20 protein-coding genes are annotated in these 19,946 nt (G+C 62.2%); 4 read left to right on the plus strand and 16 right to left on the minus strand.

Going from position 1 to position 19,946, the window contains the following annotated elements; all coding sequences use genetic code 11:
* The first annotated feature begins 50 nt into the window (after nucleotides 1–50).
* Complete coding sequence (locus ACR0JN_RS08045) at nucleotides 51–2,024, plus strand: lytic transglycosylase domain-containing protein (protein ID WP_480885069.1); 1,974 nt, start codon at nucleotides 51–53, stop codon at nucleotides 2,022–2,024.
* On the opposite strand, the gene ACR0JN_RS08050 is transcribed toward ACR0JN_RS08045, so the two are convergent.
* On the minus strand, nucleotides 1,998–2,867 hold the full coding sequence (locus tag ACR0JN_RS08050) for a DMT family transporter (protein WP_480885070.1): 870 nt from the start codon (nucleotides 2,865–2,867) through the stop codon (nucleotides 1,998–2,000). The genes ACR0JN_RS08045 and ACR0JN_RS08050 overlap by 27 nt on opposite strands.
* Nucleotides 2,864–3,529: a tRNA (5-methylaminomethyl-2-thiouridine)(34)-methyltransferase MnmC2 gene (mnmC2, locus tag ACR0JN_RS08055; RefSeq protein ID WP_480885071.1), complete on the minus strand. Its 666-nt coding sequence runs from the start codon at nucleotides 3,527–3,529 to the stop codon at nucleotides 2,864–2,866. The genes ACR0JN_RS08050 and mnmC2 overlap by 4 nt, the downstream gene beginning before the upstream one ends.
* Nucleotides 3,530–3,584: 55 nt before the next feature.
* Here mnmC2 and ACR0JN_RS08060 point away from each other — a divergent pair, with 55 nt between their 5' ends.
* Nucleotides 3,585–4,619 (plus strand): NAD(P)/FAD-dependent oxidoreductase, encoded by a 1,035-nt coding sequence (locus ACR0JN_RS08060; RefSeq protein ID WP_480885072.1) that lies wholly within the window; start codon nucleotides 3,585–3,587, stop codon nucleotides 4,617–4,619.
* On the opposite strand, the gene ACR0JN_RS08065 is transcribed toward ACR0JN_RS08060, so the two are convergent.
* The 4 genes from ACR0JN_RS08065 to ACR0JN_RS08080 all read right to left on the minus strand — a co-directional run bounded on the left by ACR0JN_RS08065 (nucleotide 4,611) and on the right by ACR0JN_RS08080 (nucleotide 7,483).
* Nucleotides 4,611–5,405: an HTD2 family dehydratase gene (locus tag ACR0JN_RS08065; protein WP_480885073.1), complete on the minus strand. Its 795-nt coding sequence runs from the start codon at nucleotides 5,403–5,405 to the stop codon at nucleotides 4,611–4,613. The two genes, ACR0JN_RS08060 and ACR0JN_RS08065, sit on opposite strands and share 9 nt — an antisense overlap.
* Nucleotides 5,395–5,952 (minus strand): NADPH-dependent FMN reductase, encoded by a 558-nt coding sequence (locus ACR0JN_RS08070; protein ID WP_480885074.1) that lies wholly within the window; start codon nucleotides 5,950–5,952, stop codon nucleotides 5,395–5,397. The genes ACR0JN_RS08065 and ACR0JN_RS08070 overlap by 11 nt, the downstream gene beginning before the upstream one ends.
* 89 nt (nucleotides 5,953–6,041) lie before the next feature.
* The gene (locus ACR0JN_RS08075; RefSeq protein WP_480815878.1) at nucleotides 6,042–6,713 is read right to left on the minus strand and encodes a YiaD family glycine zipper/OmpA-like lipoprotein; all 672 of its coding nucleotides are present in this window, start codon (nucleotides 6,711–6,713) and stop codon (nucleotides 6,042–6,044) included.
* A 122-nt stretch (nucleotides 6,714–6,835) separates the two neighbouring features.
* Nucleotides 6,836–7,483: an RluA family pseudouridine synthase gene (locus ACR0JN_RS08080; RefSeq protein ID WP_480815877.1), complete on the minus strand. Its 648-nt coding sequence runs from the start codon at nucleotides 7,481–7,483 to the stop codon at nucleotides 6,836–6,838.
* A 97-nt stretch (nucleotides 7,484–7,580) separates the two neighbouring features.
* On the opposite strand from ACR0JN_RS08080, the gene ACR0JN_RS08085 reads away from it, so the two are divergent.
* Nucleotides 7,581–7,991 (plus strand): nuclear transport factor 2 family protein, encoded by a 411-nt coding sequence (locus ACR0JN_RS08085; protein WP_480885075.1) that lies wholly within the window; start codon nucleotides 7,581–7,583, stop codon nucleotides 7,989–7,991.
* Between the two features lie 2 nt (nucleotides 7,992–7,993).
* Nucleotides 7,994–8,704, plus strand: coding sequence for an SGNH/GDSL hydrolase family protein (locus ACR0JN_RS08090; RefSeq protein ID WP_480885076.1), 711 nt, complete (start codon nucleotides 7,994–7,996; stop codon nucleotides 8,702–8,704).
* Here the strand turns inward: ACR0JN_RS08090 and rarD are convergent.
* From rarD to ACR0JN_RS08140, 10 genes are all read right to left on the minus strand, one after another.
* Complete coding sequence (rarD, locus tag ACR0JN_RS08095) at nucleotides 8,695–9,600, minus strand: EamA family transporter RarD (RefSeq protein WP_480885077.1); 906 nt, start codon at nucleotides 9,598–9,600, stop codon at nucleotides 8,695–8,697. The two genes, ACR0JN_RS08090 and rarD, sit on opposite strands and share 10 nt — an antisense overlap.
* A gap of 253 nt (nucleotides 9,601–9,853) precedes the next feature.
* On the minus strand, nucleotides 9,854–12,307 hold the full coding sequence (locus ACR0JN_RS08100; RefSeq protein ID WP_480885078.1) for a GcvT family protein: 2,454 nt from the start codon (nucleotides 12,305–12,307) through the stop codon (nucleotides 9,854–9,856).
* Between the two features lie 89 nt (nucleotides 12,308–12,396).
* The gene (locus ACR0JN_RS08105; protein WP_480885079.1) at nucleotides 12,397–13,356 is read right to left on the minus strand and encodes a GlxA family transcriptional regulator; all 960 of its coding nucleotides are present in this window, start codon (nucleotides 13,354–13,356) and stop codon (nucleotides 12,397–12,399) included.
* A gap of 9 nt (nucleotides 13,357–13,365) precedes the next feature.
* Entirely contained in the window at nucleotides 13,366–14,259 is an 894-nt protein-coding gene (locus tag ACR0JN_RS08110; RefSeq protein ID WP_480885080.1) for a homocysteine S-methyltransferase family protein, read from the minus strand.
* A 12-nt stretch (nucleotides 14,260–14,271) separates the two neighbouring features.
* Entirely contained in the window at nucleotides 14,272–15,324 is a 1,053-nt protein-coding gene (locus tag ACR0JN_RS08115) for a zinc-binding dehydrogenase (protein ID WP_480885081.1), read from the minus strand.
* A 3-nt stretch (nucleotides 15,325–15,327) separates the two neighbouring features.
* Nucleotides 15,328–15,804, minus strand: a complete 477-nt coding sequence (locus tag ACR0JN_RS08120; protein ID WP_480885082.1) for a cupin domain-containing protein — start codon at nucleotides 15,802–15,804, stop codon at nucleotides 15,328–15,330.
* A 19-nt stretch (nucleotides 15,805–15,823) separates the two neighbouring features.
* Nucleotides 15,824–18,271, minus strand: a complete 2,448-nt coding sequence (locus tag ACR0JN_RS08125; RefSeq protein WP_480885083.1) for a GcvT family protein — start codon at nucleotides 18,269–18,271, stop codon at nucleotides 15,824–15,826.
* 15 nt (nucleotides 18,272–18,286) lie between these two features.
* On the minus strand, nucleotides 18,287–18,667 hold the full coding sequence (locus ACR0JN_RS08130; protein ID WP_480885084.1) for a GFA family protein: 381 nt from the start codon (nucleotides 18,665–18,667) through the stop codon (nucleotides 18,287–18,289).
* A 4-nt stretch (nucleotides 18,668–18,671) separates the two neighbouring features.
* On the minus strand, nucleotides 18,672–19,295 hold the full coding sequence (locus ACR0JN_RS08135) for a LysE family translocator (protein WP_480885085.1): 624 nt from the start codon (nucleotides 19,293–19,295) through the stop codon (nucleotides 18,672–18,674).
* A complete protein-coding gene (locus ACR0JN_RS08140; RefSeq protein WP_480885086.1) occupies nucleotides 19,296–19,865 on the minus strand; it encodes a helix-turn-helix domain-containing protein in 570 nt (189 codons plus the stop codon).
* Between the last annotated feature and the right edge of the window lie 81 nt (nucleotides 19,866–19,946).

The following is a 19,946-nucleotide window of genomic DNA, read 5'->3' on the forward strand; positions in this document are numbered from 1 at the left end:
ACGCATTATCCTGCATGGCTGTATCCTCGGTTGGTTGGGAAATGCAAGGGATGACACGCGTTCTGGCTGCTGTGATGGCGGTGATTCTGACTTTGGCGCTGCCGCCGCAGCGGGCATCTGCCGATGCTGCGGGCGATTTGCGGGCCGGGCTGGCCGAAATGCGCAAGGGCGACTGGAACGAGGCGTTGCGGGTGTCGGGCGCACGCGGGTCGGTTTCGCGCGACATTATCGTCTGGCATTGGCTGCGCGAAGGGTTCGGCAGTTCCGGCGATGTGCTGGTGTTTCTGGACCGTCGCCCGGACTGGCCCGGGCTGGCCTGGCTGCGCCGGAAAAGCGAGCCGTCCTTTAGCGGTTCTGATGTGGACCGGGCTTTGACCTTCTACGCCGATCAGTCACCGCAGACGGCGGAAGGTGCCCTGAACTACGCGATCGCCCTGATGGCGAAGGGCCGGCATGGCGAGGCCGAAGCCGATATCGTGACCGCCTGGCGCACCATGCCGATGGGGTCGGGGCTGCAGAAAGATTACATCGAAAACTTCTCCAAAGTGTTGAAACCGCACCACGCGGCCCGGCTGGACAGGATGCTGTGGGACGGACATCTGGTCAGTGCCGGTCGCATGTTGCCCCTGGTCAGCGCCGACCAGCGCAAACTGGCAGAGGCGCGGATTGCCCTGCAAAAGCGCGAACCGGGGGTGGACGGGAAAATCTCGGCGGTGCCGAAAGCGCTGGCGGATGCGCCGGGGCTGGCCTTTGACCGCTTTGTCTGGCGGGACAAAAAGGAACTGGATGACAGCGCCATCGATCTGATGCTGGCCCGGTCCACCGGCCCCGATGCGCTGGGGGAACCGGACAAATGGGCCGAAGGGCGGCGCAGGCTGGCGCGGCTGGCGATGCGGCAGGGCGATGCGAACAGGGCCTATGATATCGCTGCGAACCACCACATGACGCCGGAAATGGGCTTTGGTTATGCGGACCTGGAATGGCTGGCGGGCTTTCTTGCCCTGCGCAAGCTGGATGATCCGGCCACTGCGATCCGGCATTTCCAAAATTTCTCGACCGCTGTTCAGTCGCCCATTTCCAAGGGGCGCGGCGGCTATTGGCTGGGCCGGGCCTATGCCGCGCATGGCGATGCGGACAAGGCATACGAGGCCTATGCGACGGGTGCCGATTACCAAACCTCATTCTATGGCCTGCTGGCGGCGGAACAGATCGGACGGCCCTTTGACAGCGAACTCGCCAGCCCGCGCCGCGCACCGCATTGGAAAGAGGCCGAGTTTGCCGATTCCAGCGTGCTGGAGGCCGGGTTGCTGTTGCTGAAAGCGGGCGAGGACAATCTGGCCGAGCGGTTTTTGACCCATCTGGTCGAAAGCCTCGACCCGGTGCAGGCGACGCAACTGGGTGATCTGGTGATCGAGTTGAAAGAGCCGCATCTGGCGGTGATGATTGCCAAACGCGCGGCCACGACCGGAACCGTGCTGCCTGCCGCCTATTACCCAGTGCATCCGGTTGCCGATATGGGCCTGCCGATGGCCAAGGAGATGACGCTTGCCATTGCGCGGCGTGAAAGCGAATTCGATCCTGTCGTGATCAGTGGTGCAGGCGCGCGCGGGTTGATGCAGGTGATGCCAGCCACCGCCAAGCTGGTGGCGCAGGAACTGGGCATCCTCAGCGGGCATAAGACCGTGCGGCTGACCTCGGACTGGAAGTATAATGCCAAGTTGGGGGCCAACTACCTGTCGGGGCTAGCTGCAGACTTCAACGGCAATATCGTGATGATGGCTGCCGGGTATAATGCGGGGCCCAGACGCCCGATCTCGTGGATGCAGCGCTATGGCGATCCGCGCGCCGGTCAGGTGGATATGGTGGACTGGATTGAGACCATCCCGTTCAAGGAAACCCGAAATTACGTGATGCGCGTGGCCGAAAGCCTGCCGGTGTACCGCGCCCGACTGGGCCAGCCTGCACTGCCGGTCCCGTTCTCGCAGGAACTGACGGGCTCAACGCTGGCGGCGTTCGCGCCATAGGGTAAAAAGGCCTGCACCCACGACCAATGCTGCGCCCGCGACGACCTCGGGGCGCAGGGTTTCTCCGAAAACTGAAATGCCGAGGATGGCGCTCCAGACCAGATGGAAATAGGCAAAAGGCTGCACGGCGCTGGCCTCGGCCATTTCGTAGCATTTGATCAGCAGCCAGTGGCCCAGCACCCCGGACACGCACAACAGCCCCATCCAAAGCCAGTCGGCACGGGCCATCGGTTCCCAGAACCAAATGCCGACCAGTGTCATCGCCACCGCCCCGGCGATGCCGGTCCAGAAGAAACTGGTCAGGGACGTATCGCGGCGGGCGGCATAGCGGGTCAGCAGGCCGTAGATGGCGAACAGCAGCGCCGAGATCAGCGGGATGATCGCCCACGGGTTAAAGACCCCGGCCCCCGGCTGCAGGATGATCAGAACGCCTACGCATCCCACGCCAATCGCCGACCAGCGCCGCCAACCCACCTGTTCCCCAAGGACCGGACCGCTGAGGGCCGCGACCAGCAGCGGGTAGCAGATGAACACGGCCTGACTTTCGATCAGGCCCAGAATGGTAAAGGCGTAGACCGCGACGCAGACCTCGGTGGCCAGAATGACGCCTCGGGAAATCTGCAGGCCAAGTTGGCTTGTCTGAGCCGTTGCCTTTAGCCCTCCGGGTGCGCGGGCGGCCAAGGCGATGACAAAAGCCGCGAAGAACCAATAGCGGACCATCACGACCATATAGGTGTTATACGCCCCGGCCAGATGGCGCGAGATACCGTCCTGCAGCGCGAACACAACCGTCGCGCCGATCATAAGCGCGATTCCCGCGCTGATATTGTTGGTCTGGGTCACGTTTTCACCGCGCGGGTCATGTGGCGCTTGCGGCCATAGCCGGGAGTGCGGGTGACAGTGAAACCAGCCTCCTGCAACCCGCGCCGCACAAAGCCTGCGGCGGTATAGGTGGCGGCAGTGCCATTTGGCGCGCTGTGATCAGCGACCTGTTGCATCAGGTCCGCACCCCAAAGTTCGGGGTTTTTGGCGGGTGAGAACCCGTCTAGAAACCATGCATCGGCAGCGCCATCCCATGTGGGCAGGGTCTTACGGGCATCGCCGTGAATGACCCTCAGCGACAGCGTGTCCAGATCGCAGCTTTGCCCCGTCCACTGCGCAAGGAATCGATCCGTCCAAAGTTTCAACTCCGGAAACGCCGCCAGCGCGCGTTCCATGTCCTCGGCCTCCATTGGGAAGGCTTCGAAACTGGTGAACTGCAGCGGCCCTGTCTGGCCAGAGCTCTCCCACTCGGACCAGACGGTCAGCATGTTCAGCCCGGTGCCAAAACCAAGCTCGGCGATGTGAAACCCCGGCGCAAAGCGCGCGGGCAGGTCGTTGCCTGCCAGAAACACATGACGCGTCTCTTCCAGCCCGTTCTGCAACGAGTAGTAGGGATCATCGAACCGGTCCGAGACCGGAATCCGATCCTCGGTCCAGGTCAGTTTGGCGCGCTGGTCTGCCATCGGGGAATCCTGTAGCTAAGCGGCGCGACACTGAACAAGGAAAAGGGGATTGGCAATGGTCGATGTGACGGTGCGGGGCGCGGGGATTTTCGGCCTGTCCATCGCCTGGACCTGCGCCCGACGCGGCGCGAAGGTGCAGGTCGTCGATCCCTTTGGTCCCGGTGCAGGCTCCAGCGGCGGGCTGGTGGGCGCTTTGGCCCCGCATGTGCCGGAAAACTGGAACGCCAAAAAAGCGTTTCAGTTCGACAGTCTGATCATGGCCGAACCGTTCTGGGCGCAGGTCGAGGCAACAGGCGGCGTGTCCGCAGGCTACGGGCGTCTGGGGCGCATTCAGCCGATCCCGGACCAGCGTGGTCTCGATTTGGCGCGACAGCGGCAGGAGACGGCGCGTGATCTGTGGCAGGGGCGTGCCGAATGGCGGGTGATCGAAACCGCCGAGGCTGGCGCGTGGTGCCCGCCCAGCCCGACGGGCTATGTCATTCACGACACGCTGACCGCGCGTATGCATCCACGACGCGCCTGCGCGGCGCTGGTTGCGGCGCTGGCGGTGAGGGGCATTGAGGTGGTTCCCGAAGCGTCCGACGCGGGGAGCATCATCCACGCAACCGGGCTGGCCGGTCTGCTGGACCTGAACGCGGCCTTTGGCAAAACTGTTGGCAACGGCGTCAAAGGACAGGCAGCCTTGCTGCGTTTCGATGCCGGTGACGCGCCACAGCTATTTGCCGACGCCATCCATATCGTGCCGCATGCGGACGGAACGCTGGCCATCGGTTCAACCTCCGAGCGGGAGTATGACGACCCAACCAGCACTGACACCGCGCTTGATGACGTTCTGGACCGCGCCACCCGCGCGGTGCCGCTGCTGCACGGGGCCGAGGTGATCGAGCGTTGGGCGGGCGTCCGCCCCCGCAGCAAAAGCCGCGCGCCGATGCTGGGGGCGCACCCCCTGCACCAAGGTCAGTTCATCGCCAATGGCGGGTTCAAGATCGGCTTTGGCATGGCCCCGAAAGTAGCCGAGGTCATGGCCGATCTGGTTCTGGACGACCGCGATACGATCCCCGAGGATTTCCGGCCCGAGGCCTCACTCTGACCGGGCCACGGCCTGCATGCATTGGCGGCCATCGGGGCCACGCACCCACATATCTGGTCCGTTTCTGCACAGCTCCGCGTACTCAAAGTGCATCAGCGGTGCGGTGGCGCGGAAGGAAAACGCTGTCAAAGGCCCTGTCAGGTCCTCGGCAAACAGCATCAGGAGCTGCGCCAGCAACGGCCCGTGCACGACCAGCCCGTCATAGCCTTCGACATCGCGGGCATAATCCAGATCATAGTGAATCCGGTGCCCGTTGAACGTAAGCGCCGAATAGCGAAACAGCAGGGTGGTATCGAACCTGAGCTCTCGCCGGTCTGTCTCGTCCGTTCTGGCCACCGGAGGGGTCGGTTTGGCCGCGTTCTCGGACGAGTCGTCGCGATACACAAGGTCCTGCCACTCGGTCAGACGCAGGTTACCCGCCTGCCAGATTTCGTGCCGCAGGGTGACAAAGCCAAGCGGGCCGGACCGCCCGACCTTGGTGCTTTGGCTGTCCAGCACCGAGCGCCGTTCAGCCGGAACCCCTGCAATCAGCGGGTCATGAAACTCCAACCTGCCCCCAGCCCACATCCGGCGGGGCAGGCCCATATCGGGGATCAGAGCGTCGCCGACACGGGGGTGGCCATCTCGGCCCAACTGATCCGGTGCGCGGGCCGTCCAAAAATACAGGTGGTGGAAGAAGGGCGGCAGTGCAGACCCTTCGGTGATCACGCCGTCCCGGCCCAGCGCCGCTTGCAGGGCAGCAGCCCGCGCCGGGTCCATCACATCGGTTTGCGTGTCACGAGGCATCGGGGCAGTTTTGACTCATGTCCCGCAGCTTCTCCATCAGCTTGTGCAGCGTTGTTTCGTAGCGATGGTTGGTCAGCCTGCCCTGCTCGTCAAACTCGTTCGAACTGCTGGCCAGATGAATCTCGGGCCCCTGCAGGATACGCGGCTGGAACGGCACCATATAGGCGCGCAGGATCATCTGCGCCCGCTCGCCCCCGGCCCGGCCCGCGGCGGCGGACATTACGGCTACCGGCTTATCGACCCACGGATTGCCCTTGGTCCGGCTGACCCAGTCCAGCGCGTTCTTCAGAACCCCCGAGGGTCCTTTGTTGTATTCCGGCGTTGAGATAATCACCGCATCGGCCTGCGCGATCTGATCAGCCAGTGTCTGAACGGCGGCGGGGATGCCCTCGCCTTCCTCCAGATCGCCGTCATAGAGCGGCAGGTTCAAATCCGCCTCGATGAAGCTGGCAGGGTCGAACAGCCGCGCGGCTTCGCGCAGCAGTTTGCGGTTGGTGGCGTTTTGGCGCAAAGACCCGGACAGGCCAAGCAGGACCGGTTTGGACATCAGGGGAAACTCCGATTCAGTGTTTCCCCATAGTTAAACCGCGAACCGCCGGAACCAAACCCTGTTTGATGCACAATCCCTGCGCAGGATCAGGCGTTGCCGCTTGGAACCACGATGATCTCGACCCGGCGGTTCTGCGCCTTTCCAGCAGGCGTCAGGTTCGAGGCAATCGGATTGTTCTCGCCCTGACCGATGGTCGAGATACGGTTAAAGCTCACGCCATTTGCCTGCAGAATGTCTGCCACCGCGTTGGCGCGGCGCACCGACAGGCCCTGATTATAGGATGCATCGCCGTCGCTGTCGGTATGCCCGATGATCTGCACGTTCGAGTTGGGGTAGTTCACCAGGTTCTGCCCCACCTTCACCAGATCGGACCGCAGCGCCGGACGCACGGTCGCGCTGTCGGTGTCAAAGGTGATGTCGTTGGGCACGGTCACGATCAGCCGATCACCTGCGTTTACGATGGTGATGCCGTCATTGGCCAGCTGCTGGCGCAGTTCTGCCGCCTGTTTGTCCAGCTGATTGCCGATCAGGCCGCCTCCGGCAGCACCGATGGCCCCTCCGGCCAGTGCCCCCAGCAACGGGTCCGAGCCGTTTGCGATGGCCCCAACTCCGGCCCCCACGAGGCCACCCAGAATCGCGCCTTGCTTGGTGTTCTGGTTGGGATCGCTCGGCACGCTCAGCGTTCCGGGATCGGTACATGCGGTCAGGGCCATGGCCGAGCACAGCCCGGTGGCCAGAAAAAACTTGGAAATCGTCATGATATCACCTTCTGCTCCTGTACCCGTTTGCCGGGTTTGGTTCGTTTGACCCAGTATATCACGCTGCGCTACGTCAGGCTCAAGCAACAATACGGTGAAATCGGCAAATACCTGCCAAATGGTTAGAAATCGGCAGAGGCGCGGAATTTCATCGAAATACCGCCCTCGGGGTGTTTCAGGCGCAATTCCTCGGAATGCAGCATCAGCCGGGGGAACTCCAGCGCCGGTCCGGTGGCATAGAACGGATCGCCAAGGATGGGATGCCCCAGCGCCTGCATGTGGACCCGTAACTGGTGGGACCTGCCGGTCTTGGGAAACAGACGCAAACGCGTGCTGTCGTCCTCATGCTTCACGACGTGCCAGTCGGTGACGGCGGGTTTGCCGGTGTCATGACACACCATCTGCCGCGGGCGATTGGGCCAGTCCACGATCAGAGGCAGGTCCACAGTCCCGGTCTTGGGCGCGACCTTTCCCCAGACGCGGGCAACATAGGTTTTACGTGTCTGGCGCTTTTCGAACTGCAGGCCCAGATGCCGCTGCGCATGGGGTGTCTGGGCAAACACCATGATCCCCGATGTATCGCGATCCAACCGGTGCACCAGCAGCGCCTGCGGAAAGCTCGCCTGAACGCGAGTCAGCAGGCAATCGGCCAGATGGTCCCCCCGCCCCGGCACCGACAACAGACCCGAGGGCTTGTTCACCACGATCAGCTGCGCATCTTCATGCAGCACGTCCAGCGGCGTTGTCGGGGGATCATAGGTCTCGGTCATGCGGGTCTGCCTATCGCAGCGCGCCGCTTCCCGCAACGTCGTCCTTGTCTGCGCGGCGGCCATAGGCAAATCTTGCGTTAAGGATAACGGAGGTGACATGCACCCAACAATCAAACTCTTGCAAGAAGTGGTCGCCAAGGGCGATGAAACCCTGATCCACGCGCTTCTGGCCGAGGATGTCCGGTTCCTGCCGCCAACCTATTACAGCACCTGGACAGGCCGCGCGCCGGTGGCGGCGGTGCTGGGCCATGTGGGTCAGGTCTTCTCGGACTTCCGCTATCGTCGCATTATGGGCGACGGCACCGACTGGGCGCTAGAGTTTCAGTGCAAGGTCGGCGATCTGGATGCGATTGGCGTCGACCTGATCACCCTGAACGACGAAGGCCTTGTTCAGACCTTCGAGGTCGTCATGCGCCCCTACAAGACCATCGGTGCCCTGCGCGAGGCGATGATGGCGCGGGTGATGAAAGACCCCCGCTTTCTGGATTACAAAGACGCGCTGAGTTGATCATGCCCGGACCGATTGCCGCCGACCAAATTCTCAGGGTGCCGCTGCTGCCGGTGCTTGCAGCCCAAGGCCTGTCCGTGCGTCGCAAAGCGCAGATGCTGCCGGAACCTTCGGGCCCGCGCGAGGGGCGCTCGGGCCGAGGTCCGCGCCTGCGTCTGCTGATCACCGGCGACAGCTCGGCCGCAGGGGTTGGGGCGGGCACGCAGGCGCAGGCCTTGTCGGGCCATCTGGTCGCACAACTGGGCCGCCGCTATTCGGTCGAATGGCGGCTGGAAGCGACAACAGGGCACACCACGCAGGACGTTCTGAATCGGTTGGAGAAACTGGACGGTTCGAATGATGCGGTGGTGACAGCCCTTGGTGTAAACGATGTAACACGCGGCGTGACCCGTAACAGGTTCATCGCGCGGCAAACCCGTCTGATGGACCTGCTCACCGACAGATTGGGCGCGCGCCGGGTGGTTCTGACCGCTGTGCCGCAAATGAGCCGCTTCCCTGCCCTGCCGCAACCCTTGGCCTGGGTTCTGGGACGGCAGGCCGCGCGTCTGGATCAAGGCTTGCAGCAGGTCGCCGCGCGCTACCCGCAAGCCCGCCACTTGACGCTGGACTTGCCCGACGATCCGGCCTTGGCCGCGCCAGACGGCTATCACCCCAGCCCTAAAACCTATGAAATCTGGGCCAAAGAAGCGGCCCGCCTTCTGCATCAGGCCTGAGCCCGCGCCTGCCGGATCATCGGGATTGAGTAGACCACCAAAGCGGCCCAGATCAGCGGAAACGCAATCAAGCGGCCCCGGTCGATCTGCTCGCCAAACACGGTGACGGCGGTGATGAAGATCATCGTCGGCGCGATGTATTGCAGGATGCCCATGGTGGACAGCCGCACCAGCTTGGCTCCGTTGGCATAGACCAGCAGCGGAACCGCCGTCACGATCCCTGCCCCCGCCAGCAGCATGGTGTCACTCGCAGCGGCCCCGAAATGGCCCGTCCCTTTTGCGCCCAGCCAAGTCACATAGGTCAGCGCCGGGATCAGCAGGATCAATACCTCAAGCAAAAACCCCTGATTGGGGCCGATTGGCAGCGAGCGCTTGAAGAAGGCGTAGAACCCCCAACTGACCATTAACCCCAGCGCCGCCCAGGGCAGTTGTCCGGCCTCAACCACCAGAACAAGTACCCCCAACGCGGCCAGCCCAACGGCCACCAGTTGCGTCCGGTTCAGCGGCTCGCGCAGCAGGATCGCGCCCAGCGCAATACTGAACAGAGGGTTGATGTAATACCCAAGCGCCGCATCCAGCGCATTGCCCGAGGAAATCGCCCAGACATAAATCGCCCAGTTCACCGAGATCAGCGCTGCCGTCAAAGCGGCCATCGCCAGCATCTTTGGATTGCCCAGCGCCGTCCGGATATCCCGCGTCCGCCCCAGCGCCACCAGAAGCAGGCCAGCCACCGGCACCGACCAGATGATGCGGTGCGCCACAATCTCGACCGGCCCGATATGCGCCATGGCTTTCATGTAAAGAGGCAGAAACCCCCAAAGGACATAGGCCGTCACGGCCAACGCCAGCCCTTTCGGCGTGTCGGCATTGCTCGGTGGGACAGGTGCGTCAGCCACAGGTGGTCTCCGGTTGATACCGCGCCTGTTTAGGGCAGATCAGGGTGGGTTGGGAACTGCGAAAACCGTGAAGACCCACATCAAAATTTGTGAACAGTCACGCGCGTGGTTATGCGATCGCATTGCGAGGCTCTGCCTCGCGCTCCGGGATATTTAGAGACAGATGAAGGAAGGATCCCCTGTTCATCTGTCTAAAAGTATCCCGGGGGAGTCGCCCGGAACGGGCGGCGGGGGCAGAGCCCCCAACCACATGTCAAACCTTCACCCGTTCAGATTTGGGATCGTACATAGGCCTCAGCGATGCCTCGGCCTGGACCTTTACCCCACAGACATCAATCTCGTAGCCTGAGGCCAGAACATCCGCCGCCTTTTCACCCTCGCACGGCACATACCCCAAACCGATGGCGCCGCCCAGCGTGTGTCCGTAATTGCCCGAGCTGAGGTAGCCTACATACTCGCCATCCCGTACAATCGGCTCATTGTGGAACAATAGCGGTTCTGGATCGGTCAGCTTGAACTGGACCAGACGGCTCTTGGAGCCACTTTCCTTGCGCTCGATCACGGCCTCGCGCCCGATGAAGTCACTGCCCTTGTCGGTTTTGACAGCAAAGCCGAGGCCCGCGTCGATCACATGATCCTCACAGGTGATGTCATGGCCGAAATGGCGGAAGCCTTTTTCGATCCGGCAGCTATCCATCATATGCATACCGCAAAGCTTCAGGCCCATATCCTGCCCCGCCGCGTGCAGGGTTTCAAACACATGCCCGGCCATGTCGGACGAGACGTAAATCTCCCAGCCCAATTCGCCCACATAGGTCACGCGATGCGCGCGGGCGATGCCCATGCCGATCTCGATCTGCTGCGCGGTGCCAAAGGGATTTGTGGCGTTCGAGAAATCACTGGGTGAGACCTTTTCCAGTAGCGCGCGCGCGTTGGGGCCCATGACGGCCAGAACGCCCTCGCCCGCCGTGACATCCGTGATCACCACGTTGAAGCTGCCCTTGTGGCGCATCATCCAGGTTTGATCGGCCAGACGAGTGGCGGCGGGGGTGACGACCAGATAGGCGGTCTCGCTTAAGCGGGTGACGGTTACGTCTGCTTCGATCCCACCCGTGCGGTTCAGGAACTGGGTGTAGACGATTTTGCCAGCAGGCACGGCATAATCACCGCCGCCTATATAGTTCATGAACTTTTCAGCATCCGGGCCTTCGACACGGATTTTGCCGAATGAGGACATGTCGTACATGCCGACATTCTCGCGCACGGCGCGGTGTTCGGCGGCCGAGTTTTCGAACCAGTTCTGGCGTTTCCAGCTATACTGGTATTCGCGCTCTTGCCCCTCATTGGCAAACCAGTTGGCGCGTTCCCAACCTGCCAGTTCACCCATCACCGCGCCCTGTTCCAGCAGGTGATGATGGAACGGCGTCCGCCGCACCCCGCGCGCGGTGGCTTTCTGTCGATAGGGGTAATGGTCGGCGTAGAGCAGGCCCAGCGTCTCTTTCGACCGTTCGAACAGATACTGTTTGTTGCCCTGAAACGGCTGCATCCGGCTGATGTCCACATCGCCCAGATCGAAGGGCTTCTCACCCGTATCCATCCACTCGGCCAGCGCCATGCCTGCACCGCCGCCGGACTGGATACCGATCGAGTTAAACCCGGCAGCGACCCAGTAGTTCTCCATCTCGGGCGCGAGGCCCAGATGGTAGGCATCGTCGGGCGTGAACGATTCCGGGCCGTTGAAGAAGGTGTGAATGCCTGCCTCGGCCAGCATCGGCATGCGGTTGACAGCGGCTTCGAGGATCGGTTCGAAATGGTCGAAATCTTCCGGTAGCTGATCGAATTCGAAACTGTCCGGGATGCCGTTCATCGCCCACGGCTTGGCGTTGGGTTCAAACGCGCCCAGCAGGATTTTGCCCGCGTCTTCCTTGTAGTAGGCGCATTCATCCGGCACCCGCAGCACCGGAAGCTGGCTCAGGCCGTCGATGGCCTCGGTCACGATGTAGAAATGCTCGCAGGCGTGGAGGGGCACGTTGACACCAGCCATCCGGCCGACCTCATGCCCCCACATGCCCGCGCAGTTCACCACCATGTCGCAATCGATATGGCCCGAGGCGCTGCCATCGTCCGCAACCCAATCCACGCCGGTCACGGTGCGGCCCTGTTTGGCGATATCGGTGACCTTCACACGTTCCTTGACGATCCCGCCGCGTTGCCGTGCACCCTTGGCCAGCGCCAGGGCGATATTGGCCGGATCACCCTGCCCGTCCAGCGGCAGGTAAACGGCACCTTTGACGCCGTCGACATTCAGATGCGGGTACATCTCTTTGACACGCTCGTTCGAGATTTCCTCGACCTCAACCCCAAAGGCGCGGGCCATCGCCGCTTGACGGTAAATCTCTTCCTTGCGTTCTTCGGTCAGCGCAACGGTGATGGACCCGCAGCGCTTGAACCCCGTCGCCACGCCAGTTTCTTCCTCAAGCGAATTGTAAAGTTCCTGAGTGTATTTTGCCAGCTTGGTCATGTTGGCCGTCGCCCGTAACTGAGCGATCAGGCCGGCTGCATGCCAGGTGGTGCCGCTGGTCAGTTGCTTGCGCTCCAACAGCACAACATCGCTCCAGCCCTTTTTGGTCAGGTGATAGGCCACCGAACATCCGATGACACCGCCGCCGATGATGACCACGCGGGCCTTGCTGGGAAGATCGACCATCCTGATGCCTCCGCCGTTTCAGGTTTTTCCCTGAATGGCACGAAAGACCGGCAGCAAATCCATCAAAAACGTCAGAAAATGCGTAGAAATCACCCCTGCGCTGCCTGCCTCTTGCCGCGCCTCATGACGAAAGGGGTGACGCCGAAGAAGCTTTTGTAGACCGAGGAAAACCCGTTCGGAAAACCGCAGGCCAGCCCGATCTCCCGCACGCTCATCGTAGTGTTGAGCAGCAGGTTATTAGCCTTGGCCAGCCGCATCTCACGGTAAAAGCCGTTGGGGGTCGTCCCAAAAAACGTTCGAAACTTGCGTTCCAGAGACCGATTCGACAGATGCAACGTATCCACGATCTGCTGAATCGGCAGAGGGTCCTCGATATTGGCCTGCATCAGTTTGATGCACTGATCCAGCTTGGCGTCACCAGTGGCGGTGGTTTTGACGCCAGAGAACGGTTGCATCGACGAAAAATCGCGGATGTTTTCGTGCAGCATGATATCGGCGACGGTCATCTTGGCGGGCCCCGAGACGTGCCGCCCGATCACCGCCAAAGCGACATCTGTCGTTGCCTCCATCCCGGCGCAGGTCACGACCGCGCCGCGTTCTGTGGCGATGGAAAGCTTAGCCTCGAACCGCGCGCCGCGTTCGCGCAGGAACGAGGCGTTTTCCCAATGGGTCGCCAGATCAGCGGTGCCCTGTTCATCGATATACCGGCTGGCGGCTTCGGCCAGCAAAAACACCTGCGCGCCACGATAGGTGTAATCCGATACGATCCGGCCCAGCGACAGGTCGGGCTGATCGGGGTCGGAATTGCCGATGACGAACAGGTAATCGGCCTTGGGCTGGGGCAGGATGGCTTGGGTTGAAACTGTCGCCTCGCTGCTGCTGGTCACCGGGCCGCCGCGAAGCGACCGGTAAGTGAAGCTGAACGGAGGGGTCGGGCACACCCGGTTGGCAACGCGCAACACCTCGACCAGAGAGGCCAGTTCCAGAAGGACAAAGCCGGGCGCGACCAGGATGTCGAAATGGTGGGTGCGGGGGTCGGGTGGGCTCATCGGTGCCCCTCAGACAATCCGATGACCGGCAGACCGAAGCGCCTCGGCCAGGGCACCGATATGATCCGGTCCGATTTCGCAGCATCCGCCCACAATCGTCGCCCCGTGCGCGACCCAACGCATGACATGTTCCGTATAGGCCGCCGGGCCAAGGTCGATCCGATTTTCCAGTGTGTCCACAGTGGGTGCATCCTGCAGGAACCCGTCAGAGATATGGGTGAAGCCATTGGCATAGGCCCCGAAGGGCAGCCCCATCCCCGACAGGATCTGCAACGCGGCCGGGATCGCCTCGGGGCGTGAGCAGTTGATCAGCAGGGCGTCGGGCCGGTACCGCTCAACCAAAGGGGTGATATCGCCAAGCGCCTCGCCCGACCGCAGCCGGGTGCCGTCATCGTCCATGACCGACAGGGCCAGCCAGACCGGTTTGCCGCCGCCCTGAGTACCACGCAGGGCTCCTTCTGCTTCGAGCACCGACGAGACGGTTTCGATCAGAAACAAGTCCACACGATCCGACATGAGGCCAACCAATTCGGCGAATTTCACAGCGGCCTCTGCTGGGTCGGGCTGCAGATCGGGGCGGTAGCTGGCCAGCAAAGGGCCCAGCGCCCCGGCGATCCGGCCTTGCGTACCCTGCCGCGCGGCCTGTGCCTGGGTCAGGGCGGCGTCGATCAGGGTGGCCAGTTGATCCTCCATCCCCGCACGCACAAGGCGCGAGCGGTGGATGGCATAGGTGTTGGTGGTAGCAACTGTCGCACCGCGGCGGAAGTATTCGGCATGGACTTGAGCGACCAGTTCGGGATGGTCGATCATCACTCGAGTCGACCAAAGCGGTGTCGGCGTTTGCCCGCTGAGCTTAACCAGTTCCTGCCCGATTGAGCCGTCCAGAAGCGTGATATCTGCCATGTTAACTCTTTCTCATGGGATCAGGACAAGCTTTCCCGGAAACGCCTTGGATTGGAAGTCTTCCTGTGCGGTTACGATATCCCTCAGCGGATAGGTTTTGGAAACCAGGGGTCTGATCCGCCCCTGATTGATCAACTCCACCAGACGGCCAAACACTTCGGGCGACTGATGGGTGCAGCCATGGATGGTGATGTCGCGCAGGTAGATGTCGCGCAGATCGGCCTGAACGATCGGCCCGGCAATCGCACCCGAAACGGCATAGGTCCCGCCCGGTTTTAGGGACAGGATCAAATCCGGCCAGACGGGCCCGCCAACTACGTCGACGACCACATCGAACATGTCCTGCGGCAGCGGCGCGCCCCGGTCGAACGTGTCAACAGCGCCTTGTTCCTTGACCACATCCGCCTTGGCAGCCCCCGTCACGCCCCAGACCGACGCCCCCCGTAAACGGGCCAGTTGCACAGCAGCCAGACCGACGCCGCCCGAGGCCCCGGTGATCAGCACCTTATGCCCGGCGGTCACGCCTGCGCGGGTCAGCAGGTTCTCGGCAGTGCCGAATGCGCAGGGAATGGCAGCTATTTCGATGTCTGACAGCGGTGAGGCGGTCACATCATACAGGTCATCCGCCTGCACCAGACAGTATTGCGCAAAGGCCCCATCCATCTCGGACCCCAGAGCGATAAACCCGAACGGGTTACCGGGGCGCGGGCGTGGCAGGTTGATCGGGCAGGTCACGCGCTGACCGGGTTGGAACCCGGTCTCGGGGCCAGCCACCTCGACGATACCACACAGATCACCGCCCTGAATGCGCGGGAAGTGCAGGGCTCCGCCCCAGCCTCCGGCCTCGACCTGTTGATCGACCGCATCGGTGGCCCCGGTCACGTCCGAGGAATACCAGCCAACCCGTGTATTGATATCGGTGTTGTTGACCCCGGCGGCGGCCACCCGGACCAGCACCTGACCGGGCTCCGGTTTCGGAACCGGTATATCCGCGCGCCTGTCCAGCGCATCGGGGCCGCCGTGGTGGGTCAAATAAACGCCAGACATGGTGGTCGGGATCGTCATGCTTTAGCCCTCATCATCGGGATGCGGTGGGACGGGTCCCATCGGAATGATGTCATAGCGGGCGTTCAGTTCGGCCATTTTGGCCTCATCGGCGAAATCCGCCTCGGTCATCTTTGCCAGTTCCGCCAGAAAGCCGTCAAAGCCCGACGGCTGAAAGATCATCAGCATTTTCGCTGGCGCATTATCCGCAACACGGCAGGCATGCGGCACGCCCGCAGGCACATGCATCGTTGTGCCAGCGGTGCAGCGGTGCCAGTCGCCATCGACGTAGAAATCCACCGCGCCATCCAGAAAATAGAAGGTCTCGGCATGGTTGTCATGGCGATGAAGGCCAAGCGCGAAGCTGGCCTTCAGATTGTCTTCCATAAGCGTATAGGACCCACCCGTATCATCACCCGAGACCTTGACGAAGGTGTGGTCGTTTTCCCAGTCGTAGTTGGGACCCTCACCGGGCCCCAGCTTGGCGTATCGTTTGCTCATGGCCTTCCCTTTTTGGGTGTTATGCGCGCAGCCGCTCGTTTGTGGGATCCCAAAGCGGCTGATCCTCCTGTACCACAGCGCGGCATTTTTGGCCGTAGATTTCGACCTCAAGCTCGGTTCCCGGGTTCGCCAGTTCCGTCCTGACCATGCCCAGCGCGATGGACTTGCCGACGCGATAGCCCCATGCGCCCGAGGTCGTCTCACCCACGATCTGATCGCCCTGCCAAATGCAGGACATATAAGGCGCGTCGCACGCGCCCGCGTCCACGGTCAGGGTGACGAAGGATTTCTTCAACCCCTGCTGCTTTTCGTTCAGGATAGCGGCCTTGCCGGGGAAGTCCTGCGGTTTGTCCAGCTTGACGAACCGCTCCAGCCCGCCTTCCAGCAGAGAGTAATCGGTCGACAGATCGCCCTTCCACGCACGGTAACCTTTTTCGATGCGCAGTGAGTTCAGGGCATACATGCCGAAGGGCTTGGCTCCGGCGTCCAGCACCGCGTCGTAGATGGCAGGCATGTCTTGGTTCAGCGCGTGCACCTCCCAGCCCAGTTCCCCGGCAAAGGAGACGCGGATCAGATGTGCAGGCTGTCCGGCCACGGTCGCAGACTGATGGGTCAGCCAGCCTGAGGACAAATCCGCGTCCGTGAGCCCCGACAGAATCTCTCGCGATTTCGGACCAGTGACGATCAAGGTGTCACGCGTGGTGGTGACATCCTCGACGCTGACGCCTGCGGGCATCGCGTTCACCAGAATGTCCCGGTCATGCCATTGCGCGGTGGCGGCGGTGATCATGACGAACGCGTCCTCGTCCAATCGCAAGCAGGACATCTCGGTCAGGATGCGGCCGCGATCATCCGAGATATAGACCAGGTTGATGCGCCCGACCTTGGGCAAGCCACCGGTCACCAGACCGCGCAGAGCCTCGGCCGCACCATCGCCCTTGACCATGAAGCGCGAGAAGCCGGGCAGGTCCAGCACGCCGCAATGGTCGCGCACGGACTCGCATTCCTCTTTCACCCGCTGCTCCCACGGACCCGAGCGGCCCCATGTATGCGTGGCCTCAAGCGAGGTATCGTCGCCGGGTTTGGCGAACCAGTTGGCCCGCTCCCAGCCGTTATAGGCGCCCATAACGCCGCCCAGTTCCCTGACCTTGGCATGCACGGGCGAGACTTTCTTGTCCCGCGCCGCAGGCCATTCATGATGGGGGAAGTGCATGGAGTATTCGTTGCCGTAAACCTCCATGCCTTTCTGGTTGCAGTAGTCCTGATCGGTGTAGTCGGTGTAGCGGCGCGGATCGACGGCCCACATGTCCCACTCGGTCGCGCCATCGACGATCCATTCGGCCAGCACCTTGCCCGCGCCGCCGCCTTGCGCGATGCCGAAGGTAAAGCTGTGCGCCTCAAACGCGTTTTTCACACCCGGCATCGGGCCGATCAGCGGCAGACCATCGGGCGCATAGGGGATCGGGCCATTGATCACGCGCCCCACACCCGAGGTTGCCATCAGCGGCACCCGTTCCATCGCGTCGGTAACGATGTCCTCAATGCGGTCCAGATCGTCGTTCCACAGCTGGAAGCTGAAATCCTCGGGCATTGGATCATCTTCGGTCATCCAATGGCCCTTGCAGTTGGGTTCATAGGGGCCAAGGTTGAAGCCGTTCTTCTCCTGCCGCAGGTAGTACGAGATATCCACGTCACGCAGCAGCGGCAGCTTGCCACCATGTTCCTTTGACCAAGCTTCGACCTCGGGCACTTCGTCAGTCAGCAGGTATTGGTGGCTCATGACCATGGCCGGAACAGTGCGGCCGCCGAAGGGTGTGAACATCTCGCCCACGCGCTGCGCATAGTAGCCAGCGGCATTGACCACATAGTCGCAGGCAATATCGCCCTTGTCGGTGTGGACGGTCCAGGTGCCGTCCTGATGCTGAGTCACGCCTGTCGCCGGGCAGAAGCGGATGATTTTCTGGCCCATATCGCGCGCACCTTTGGCCAACGCCTGCGTCAGCTGCGCCGGGTCGATATCCCCATCGGTCGGGTCGTACAGCACACCCTCAAGGTCATGGGTTTCAAGGAACGGGTAGCGCTCTTTCGCCTGCTCCGGGGTCCACATCTCCATCGGGATGCCCTGATAACGGCCCATGGACATGGCGTGCTCGAACTCCTGCATCCGCTCTTTGCTGTGCGCCAGACGGATCGAGCCCGAGACGTGGTAGTTCATCGGATAGTCGACCTCGTCCGCCAATCGCGAATACAGCTCGGTCGAATAGCGCTGCATGTTCATGATCGCCCAGGAGTTCGAGAAGGTCGGCACGTTGCCCGCCGCATGCCAAGTGGACCCTGCCGTCAACTCGTTCTTTTCCAGCAGAACGCAGTCGGTCCAGCCCTTCTTGGCCAGATGATAAAGCGACGAGCAGCCGACAACGCCGCCGCCAATGATGACCACACGGGCCTTGGTTGGAAAATCACTCATGCGCTTGGTTCCCTGTCAATGTGCCCGCTGGGGCAGGTCGTCCTGAATGTCGTAGTAATCGCCCTTGTCGGCGACAAAGATATGCTGGGCGAGTTTCAAGCCGGTGGGCTCGTCCAGAGACCCCACAGAGATCGCGATCGTGTCCTCGTCATTGTGCTGCCAGAACAGGAACGAACCGCACGCGCTGCAGAACCCGCGCTTGGCGATGTCCGAGGCGCGATGCCAGCCCAGCGTGTCGCTGGCGGTGAAGCTGAGGTTGTCCTGATGCGTGACGCTTGAGGCCCACAGATGCCCCGACTGCCTGCGGCATTGTCCGCAATGGCAGGCATTGGGCGGGGTGAGGTCTCCGTCAATGGTGAATGCGACCTTGCCGCAGAGGCAGGAACCGGTGTGCATGTCTTTACCCCTTTGCACTCGGCGTTGTGCTGGTGCCCAGCAACACGCCGTAGATGATGAAACAGGCCGCCATCACGCGGCGGACCCAGATGTTGAACACGGCCCCCAACGCCGCCTTGCCCATCAGCGCACCCAGAAGGGTGAACCCGGTGTAGCTGAGCGTCGTGATGACCAGCGCGGTCGGCATTATGACCGACATCTGCTGCCAGATCGGCACCTCGGGCTGTACGAATTGCGAAAAGGCGGCGAGATATCCCGCCACGCTTTTGGGGTTGATCGTGGCGACGGCCAGCGCGTGCAGATAGACATGGCGTGCGGGGCGTTCCGAGGCGGGTGCGGGTTTGGACGCATTCATCCAGCCGCGGATGCCCATCCAGATCAGAAAGCCCGCCCCGATCAGCTTGGCCATGAAAAACCCGGTCGGAGAGGCCGCGATCAGCGCTGTGATCCCCAGCGCCGACAGGATCAGAAACGCGCTGGCCTGTGTCAGAATCGCCAGAACGCCCAGCATGGCCTTGCCAAAGGGCAGGCTAATCCCGTTCGAGATACAGTTCACCGCATTCGGCCCCGGCGTGGTGACAAACACCACCCAGAACAGCGCAAATATGGTCCAGGCCTCAAAGCTCATTCAGTACACCGGCGGCGCGATGACCCAGATGGCCACGGCGGGTTCGTCATAAGGGTTAGCCCAGTGATAGGGTTCATGCTTGATGCGGAAACTATCGCCGGGACCGACCGAGAACTGCCGTCCACCGATCGTCAGGTCCAGCCGGCCCGAGACCAGATAGCCGACCTCTTGCGTTGGACGATCTGCGGGGGTTTGCATGCGCGAGCGGGGTTTGAAGGTGGAATGCACCATCTCGAAATCATCGGTTAGATCAGGCGAGAGCAGTTCTTCGATCAGCCCTTCCTCGCCCGAGCCCATCGGTCGGCGCGAGCCTGCGCGCACCACATAACCCTGCTCCTCGGCCGGGGCTGCGGAATGCGCAAACAGCATCGACATCGGCACACCCAGACAATCCGCGATCTGCCGCAGATCCGAGATCGAGGGATCGGACTTGTCCCGCTCGACCTGGCTGAGCCATCCGACCGAGCGGTTCAGCTTTTCCGCAATCTCGGTCAGCGTCAGGCCTCGCGCCTTGCGCAGGGCCCGGATATCCGCACCCAGGGTTGCGCTGTTGGGGGCTTGGGCGTTCACGGGGACTCCGACTCTTGTGAAAATATCGTCACAATTTTCACGATGGGGCGAATCGGTGAAATTTCCAAGTGTTTTTTCATT

It is taken from the genome of Ruegeria sp. G12, assembly GCF_056533565.1.